At 65.4% G+C, this 7,030-nt stretch carries 6 protein-coding genes (1 of these 6 cut by a window edge); 5 read left to right on the plus strand and 1 reads right to left on the minus strand.

What is annotated here, in order from left to right:
- Positions 1–19: 19 nt before the first annotated feature.
- The 5 genes from AAN986_RS03065 (at position 20) to AAN986_RS03085 (ending at position 5,661) form a co-directional block, all read left to right on the plus strand.
- The gene (locus tag AAN986_RS03065) at positions 20–2,224 is read left to right on the plus strand and encodes a chemotaxis protein CheW (RefSeq protein WP_349335570.1); all 2,205 of its coding nucleotides are present in this window, start codon (positions 20–22) and stop codon (positions 2,222–2,224) included.
- A 114-nt stretch (positions 2,225–2,338) separates the two neighbouring features.
- Positions 2,339–2,824: a chemotaxis protein CheW gene (locus AAN986_RS03070; RefSeq protein WP_016449333.1), complete on the plus strand. Its 486-nt coding sequence runs from the start codon at positions 2,339–2,341 to the stop codon at positions 2,822–2,824.
- 26 nt (positions 2,825–2,850) lie between these two features.
- Complete coding sequence (locus AAN986_RS03075) at positions 2,851–3,741, plus strand: CheR family methyltransferase (RefSeq protein ID WP_016449334.1); 891 nt, start codon at positions 2,851–2,853, stop codon at positions 3,739–3,741.
- A gap of 33 nt (positions 3,742–3,774) precedes the next feature.
- Positions 3,775–4,512 (plus strand): chemoreceptor glutamine deamidase CheD, encoded by a 738-nt coding sequence (gene cheD, locus AAN986_RS03080; protein ID WP_016449335.1) that lies wholly within the window; start codon positions 3,775–3,777, stop codon positions 4,510–4,512.
- 15 nt (positions 4,513–4,527) lie between these two features.
- Positions 4,528–5,661 (plus strand): chemotaxis response regulator protein-glutamate methylesterase, encoded by a 1,134-nt coding sequence (locus AAN986_RS03085; protein ID WP_017407827.1) that lies wholly within the window; start codon positions 4,528–4,530, stop codon positions 5,659–5,661.
- A 72-nt stretch (positions 5,662–5,733) separates the two neighbouring features.
- Here AAN986_RS03085 and AAN986_RS03090 read toward each other — a convergent pair whose 3' ends face one another.
- On the minus strand, positions 5,734–7,030 hold the 3' portion of the coding sequence (locus AAN986_RS03090) for an ATP-binding cassette domain-containing protein (RefSeq protein ID WP_016454324.1). It continues 581 nt past the right edge of the window; the window shows 1,297 of its 1,878 coding nt (coding positions 582–1,878); its start codon lies off the right edge, out of view; it ends in the stop codon at positions 5,734–5,736.

Here is a 7,030-nt window from a genome sequence, read left to right on the forward strand (position 1 = left end):
GGAAACAGCAGGACCAAAGATGGCGGATCTACACCAGGATGGGGCAGGAGCGGGCGCAGACTTCGACCTGAGCCAGTTCTATCAAATCTTCTTCGAAGAAGCGGCCGAGAACCTCGACCAGATGGAGCAGATGCTGCTGAATCTGGATCTGTCGGCGGCCAACGACGAGGAGCTCAACGGCATTTTCCGTTGCGCGCACTCGATCAAGGGCGGCGCGGCCACCTTCGGCTTTGCCGATGTGACCGAGCTGACGCACCGCATGGAGTCGCTGCTCGACCGGCTGCGCCGGCACGAGATCACACCGATTCCGGAAATGGTCGACGTGCTGCTGGAGTCGGCCGATGCCAGCCGCAGCCTGCTGGCACGCCACCAGGCCGGCAACGAGGGCGAGGCCCTGTCCACCACGGATCTGGTGGCGCGCATCGAGATGCTGGCAGAAGGCCGCAGTGCCGTGCCTGCAACAGCCGCCCCGGCCGCTGCACCGGCGCCGGCGCCTGCTACCGTGGCAGCGCCGGTCGAGGCGCCCGCGCCTGCCGCGCCCGTATCGGGCGGCGCCGTCGGAACGGCACCCGCCAGTGGCGGCCGTTCGCTGCACATCCTGATCGGTCCGCTGGAGCGTCTGGAGATGGCCGAGGCCATCAAGGAACTGTTCCGCGACATTCCCGGCCTGGGCCGCATCGAGGACCTGGCCTGCGATCAGCCGCAAAGCCGCCTCTTTGCCGTGCAGACCTCGTCCACCGACGACGACCTGCTCGATCTGTTCGCCTTCCACGTGGCCAAGGAGCAGGTTCGCATCACGGCAGCCGATGAGGCGGCCGGGGCCGCTCCTGCAACCGAAGCGGTGCAGGTGGCCGAAGCCCCCGTCGCCGAAGAGCATGCCGCGCTCGATCCCGACGCCGCCCTGGCCTCGGTCGCCATTCCGCCCGCCGAAGAGGCCTACGGCTTCTTCAACGGCGCACCCGGCATGCCCCAGGCCGACGGCGCGCTGGCCATCCAGCCGGCCGGTGCCGCGGCCAAGCCCGCTGCCAAGACGGCTGCCCAGGCGCAGCAGGCGCAGATGGAGTCGACCAGCATCCGTGTGTCGGTGGCCAAGGTCGATCAGCTCATCAACCTGGTAGGCGAGCTGGTCATCACCCAGGCCATGCTGGCGCAAAACAGCCACGGGCTGGATGCATCGGCCTACCAGCAACTGCTGGCAGGCCTGGCCGATCTGGACCGCAATACGCGCGATCTGCAGGAATCGGTGATGTCCATCCGCATGATTCCCATGTCCACCGTGTTCAGCCGCTTCCCGCGCATGCTGCGCGACCTGGCCGGCAAGCTGGGCAAGAAGATCGACCTGATCACGCTGGGCGAAGCCACCGAACTGGACAAGGGTCTGGTCGAGAAGATCACCGACCCGCTGACCCATCTGGTGCGCAACAGCGTGGACCACGGCATCGAAATGCCCGAGGAGCGCCTGGCCGCTGGCAAGTCCGAGCATGGCACGCTGACGCTGGCAGCCTCCCATCAGGGCGGCTCCATCGTCATCGAGGTGCGCGACGACGGCCGCGGCATGAACCGCGAGAAGATTCTCAAGAAGGCCCGCGAGCGCGGCATGGATGTCTCGGACAGCATGCCCGATCAGGATGTCTGGCAGCTGATCTTCGCGCCGGGCTTCTCCACGGCCGATGTGGTGACCGACGTGTCCGGGCGCGGCGTGGGCATGGACGTGGTCAAGCGCAACATCGCGGCGCTGGGCGGCTCGGTGGAGATCGAGTCCAACCAGGGCAAGGGCATGCGCGTGGCCGTTCGCCTGCCGCTGACCCTGGCCATCATGGACGGCATGTCGGTGGGCGTCAGCGACGAGGTCTACATCCTGCCGCTGTCCTCGGTGGTCGAGTCCTTCCTGGTCAAGGAAGAGGACGTCAACACCGTGGCCAACGGCACGCAACTGGTCAAGGTGCGCGACGAGTACATGCCCGTGTTCGCGCTGGAAAAGACCTTCCGTGTGCCGCGCAGCGACACCAGCCAGTCCAGCAACATCATGGTGGTGGTCGAGTCCGACGGCAGCCGCGTGGCCCTGCTGGTCGACGAGCTGCTGGGCCAGCACCAGGTGGTGGTCAAGAACCTGGAATCGAACTATCGCAAGGTGCCCAACGTTTCGGGCGCCACCATCCTGGGCGATGGCACGGTGGCGCTGATTCTGGACACGGGTGCGCTGGTGCGCCGCGCGCGCCACTGAATGGGACAGGGATACCTGACGACAAACGACGGAGCCGCAGGCAGAGCCTGCGCGCCGCCAAAAACCATGGCTTTCGCCACCACGGCGCGGGCCCGACAGTTGAGGAGCTGAGCAATGAGCGTGATCGCTAAGACTGCAGGCGTCGCCACCGGCGCGCGCGAGTACCTGACCTTCCGCCTGGACCAGGAGGAATACGGCATCGACATTCTGAAGGTGCAGGAAATCCGCGGCTACGAGCCGCCCACGCGCATCGCCAATGCGCCGGAGTTCATCAAGGGCGTGGTGAATCTGCGCGGCACCATCGTGCCCATCGTGGACATGCGCCTGAAGTTCAACTGCTCCCAGGTCGAATACAACAGCTTCACCGTCGTCATCATCCTGAACCTGCGCAACCGCGTGGTGGGCATCGTGGTGGACTCGGTCAGCGACGTGATGGAGCTGGCTCCCGAAGCCGTGCGCCCCGCGCCGGACATCGAAAGCGCCATCGACAGCGGCTGCATCCTGGGCCTGGGTTCGGTGGGCGAGCGCATGCTCATCCTGCTGGACATCGAAAAGCTCATGAACAACGTGGACATGGGCCTGGTCGCTTCGGCCGACTGAGACCCGTTCTTGCACTGAGCGCCCTCATGCGATCCGGTTCTTCCAATGCGGCACTGGCCGCGCGCCCCGTCGCCGACGACGGGGCAGCCAACGGGCCCCTGGCCCAGGGGCGCGAATTCGAATGGTCGTCGCGGGACTTCGCCCGCGTGCAGGCGCTGATCTACCAGCGTGCCGGCATCAGCCTGCACGATGGCAAGCACGCCATGGTCTACAGCCGCCTGTCGCGGCGCCTGCGCGAGACGGGCTACGACAGCTTTGCCACCTACCTGGACTGGCTGGAGTCCCAGTCCGATGGCGTGGAGTGGCAGGAGTTCGTGAACGCACTGACCACCAATCTCACCGCGTTCTTTCGCGAGCAGCACCATTTCGAGATCTTTGCCCAGCATCTGCGCAGCAAGCCGGCCGGCACGGCCTGGAAGGTCTGGTGCAACGCGGCCTCGACCGGGGAAGAGCCTTACTCCATCGTCATGACGGCCCTGGAGGTGCTGGGCGCCACGCCCAGCTTCCAGTTGCAGGCCAGCGACATCGACTCGCGTGTGCTGGACACGGCGTCGGCCGGTGTCTATCGCGCCGAAAGCATCAAGGGCATGAGCGCCGAGCGCCTGCACCGCTTCTTCCTGCGGGGCAAGGCCGGCAATGCGGGCCTGGTGCGCGTCAAGCCCGAGCTGCGCCGTCTGGTGGAGTTTCTCAACGTCAATCTGATCCGTGACGATTGGCCGTTCCGCGATCCCTTCGACGTGGTCTTCTGCCGCAACGTGATGATCTACTTCGATGCGGCCACGCAGCGCCGCGTGCTGGAGCGCATCCACCGTGTCATGAAGCCCGGGGGCCTGCTGTTCGTCGGACATGCCGAGAACTTCAGCGACTCGCGCGATCTGTTCACGCTCAAGGGGAAGACGGTCTATGAGCGCCGCTGACGCAGGTCCTGCCGCACACAAGGGGGTCTTCCCATGATCGGAGACCGCTCCGCCTTCGCACCGCCCCCGCCGCCTTCGGAGCGCCGCCGCACGCCGCGCATCAACAGCTATACCGCTGCGGACTACCCGGCGCCGGGCGACCCGGTGCCGCGCTCCTCGCTGGAGCAGCTCAAGCGCCAGCAGCGCTACCCCGGCGAGGCGTCGTTCTTCTACTACGACCCGCATTTCCAGCACAACGCCGTCAAGGTGCTGCCGGGCGAATACTTCGTCTCCAACGAGGACGTGATCCTGGTCACCGTGCTGGGCTCGTGCATCTCGGCCTGCATCTGGGACCGCACCATGCGCGTGGGCGGCATGAACCATTTCATGCTGCCCGACGGCGACTCCGCCGATGCGTCGGGCCGCTACGGCTCGTACGCCATGGAATTGCTGATCAACGAAATGCTCAAGCTCGGCGCACGGCGCGAGTCTTTGCAGGCCAAGATCTTCGGCGGCGGGCAGGTGATGCACAACTTCACCACCATGAACGTGGGCGAACGCAATACCGCCTTCGTCACGCAGTACCTGCAGACCGAGCGCATCCCCATCGTCTCGGAGGATGTGCTGGACATCTACCCGCGCAAGGTGGTGTTCTTTCCCGCCAGCGGCAAGGCCATGGTCAAGCGCCTGGCACATGCCCATCCGGAGGAGCTGGTACAGCAGGAATTCACGCGCGGCAATGCAGCCGTCGTGGCACGCAATACGGCAGGCGGCTCGGTCGACCTGTTTTGAGGAAGGTTCAAAGGAATGGACAGGAAAATCAGGGTGATCGTGGTGGACGACTCTGCGCTGGTGCGCAGTCTGCTGTCCGAGATCATCAATCGCCAGCACGACATGGAATGCATCGGCTCGGCCAACGATCCGCTGATCGCACGCGAGATGATCCGCGAGATGAATCCCGACGTGATCACGCTCGATGTGGAAATGCCCCGCATGGATGGCATCGACTTCCTGGGCCGGCTCATGCGGCTGCGCCCCATGCCGGTGGTCATGATCTCCACGCTGACCGAGCGCGGCGCCGAGGTCACCATGCGCGCGCTGGAGCTGGGCGCCATCGACTTCGTGGCCAAGCCGCGCGTGGGCGTGTCCAACGGCCTGCAGGAGCTGGCCGCGCAGATCGTGGACAAGATCCGCGTTGCTGCCGTGGCCCAGGTCCGGCGCCTGCCGGTCGCTCCGCGCAGTGCGGCTCCCGCCACCGGCAGCGCGTTGGCGCCGGTCTCCGCTTCGGCGGGCATGAGCGCGCCGCGCCAGGCTGCACCGGCGTCGCTGCTGGGGCGGCTGTCCACGGAAAAGCTGATTGCCATCGGTGCCTCCACCGGCGGCACCGAGGCCATCCGTGAAGTGCTCACCCATCTGCCGGCCGACTGCCCGGCCATCGTCATCACCCAGCACATGCCGCCGGGCTTCACCACCAGCTTCGCGGCCCGGCTCAACAGCCTGTGCCAGATGACCGTGAAGGAAGCACAGCAGGGCGAGCGGCTGCTGCCCGGTCACGCCTACATCGCACCGGGCGGCAAGCATTTCTCCGTGCAGCGCAGCGGTGCCAACTATGTCGCCGTGGTGGATGACAGCCCGCCCGTGAATCGCCACAAACCTTCGGTCGAGGTGCTTTTCAAGTCGGTGGCGGCCTGTGCGGGCCGCAACGCCTACGGCATCATGCTCACTGGCATGGGTGCCGATGGCGCGGTCGCCATGCGTGAAATGCGCGATGCGGGCAGCTACAACTTCGTGCAGGACGAAGCCAGCTGCATCGTCTTCGGCATGCCGCGCGAGGCCATCGCCCATGGTGCGGCCGACGAGGTGCTGCCCCTCAACCAGATCGCCTCCGCCTTGCTGGGCAAGCTGCGCATAGGTTCGGACCAGGTTCACCACCGCATTTGAGTGCAACGGCCGGTCCTGGCGGCACCCATGAAAAAAGAGCGCCATGCGCTCTTTTTTTCGTCCGAAGAAAGCTCACTCCGACAGTGCGCTCCAGCGATCCAGCGCCTCCATCAGCTGCTCATCGATCTCGCCATCGCGCTGATGCAACTGAACGGCGCGGGAATTGTCGCTGGCATACAGCGAACCATCGGCCAAGGCTTCCCGAATGGACTTCTGCTCTGCCTCCAGCGCTGCAATGCTTTCGGGCAACTGATCGAGCTCACGCTGCTCCTTGTAGCTGAGCTTGCGCTTGGGCTTGCCGTCGCTGCGTGCAGCAACGGGCTTGGCCTCTTCCTTGGATGGCTTGGGCTGCGCGGCCTCGGCCAGATCGCGGCTGCGGCGGGACTGATCCAGCCAGTCCTGCACGCCGCCTTCATATTCGCGCCATTGGCCCGGGCCTTCCCAGGCGATGGTGCTGGTGACCACGTTGTCCAGGAAACTGCGGTCATGGCTGACCAGAAAAACGGTGCCGTCGTAGTTCTGCAGCAGGTCTTCCAGCATTTCCAGCGTCTCGATATCGAGATCGTTGGTCGGCTCGTCCAGCACCAGCACATTCGCGGGCCGGGCAAACAGCCGGGCCAGCAGCAGGCGGTTGCGCTCCCCGCCAGACAGCGAGCGAACGGGGGAATGGGCGCGCGCCGGAGAGAACAGGAAATCCGACAGATAGCTCTTCACGTGCTTCTTCTGGCTGCCGATCTCGATCCACTCGCTGCCGGGGCTGATGAAGTCCTCCAGCGTGGCATCCATGTCGATCTGGTGACGCATCTGGTCGAAGTACGCCACCTGCAGATTCGCCCCCAGCCGCACCTGGCCGCTGTCAGGTGCCAGTTCGCCCAGAATCATCTTGAGCAGCGTCGTCTTGCCTGCGCCGTTGGGTCCGATCAGGCCCACCTTGTCTCCGCGCAAAATGGTGGCGGTGAAGTGGGAGACGATGTTCTTGTCGCCAAAGGACTTGGCCACATCCGTCAACTCGGCCACGATCTTGCCCTGATAGCCGTCGCCTCGACCCGACGCAATGTCCATCTTCACGCCACCCAGCACCTCGCGGCGGGCAGCGCGGTTGGCCCGCAACTGCTCAAGCCGGCCGATGCGGCTCTGGCTGCGCGTGCGGCGGGCTTCCACGCCCTTGCGGATCCAGACCTCTTCCTGGGCCAGCAGCTTGTCGGCCTTGGCATTGATCACGGCCTCCTGGGCCAGCTGATCCTCCTTGGTCTGCTGGTACTGGACGAAATTGCCGGGATACGAGCGCAGCGTTCCACGATCCAGCTCCACGATGCGTGTGGAAACCCGGTCCAGGAAGGATCGATCGTGCGTAATGGTCACCACGCTG

The sequence above is a fragment of the Delftia sp. DS1230 genome, assembly GCF_040112715.1.
In the GTDB taxonomy this organism is placed as follows: domain Bacteria; phylum Pseudomonadota; class Gammaproteobacteria; order Burkholderiales; family Burkholderiaceae_C; genus Comamonas; species Comamonas tsuruhatensis.

Coding starts and splice junctions, on each gene's coding strand:
- AAN986_RS03065 (WP_349335570.1), top strand. CDS start 20: ATGGCGGATCTACACCAGGATGGGGCAGGAGCGGGCGCAGACTTCGAC.
- AAN986_RS03070 (WP_016449333.1), top strand. CDS start 2,339: ATGAGCGTGATCGCTAAGACTGCAGGCGTCGCCACCGGCGCGCGCGAG.
- AAN986_RS03075 (WP_016449334.1), top strand. CDS start 2,851: ATGCGATCCGGTTCTTCCAATGCGGCACTGGCCGCGCGCCCCGTCGCC.
- cheD (WP_016449335.1), top strand. CDS start 3,775: ATGATCGGAGACCGCTCCGCCTTCGCACCGCCCCCGCCGCCTTCGGAG.
- AAN986_RS03085 (WP_017407827.1), top strand. CDS start 4,528: ATGGACAGGAAAATCAGGGTGATCGTGGTGGACGACTCTGCGCTGGTG.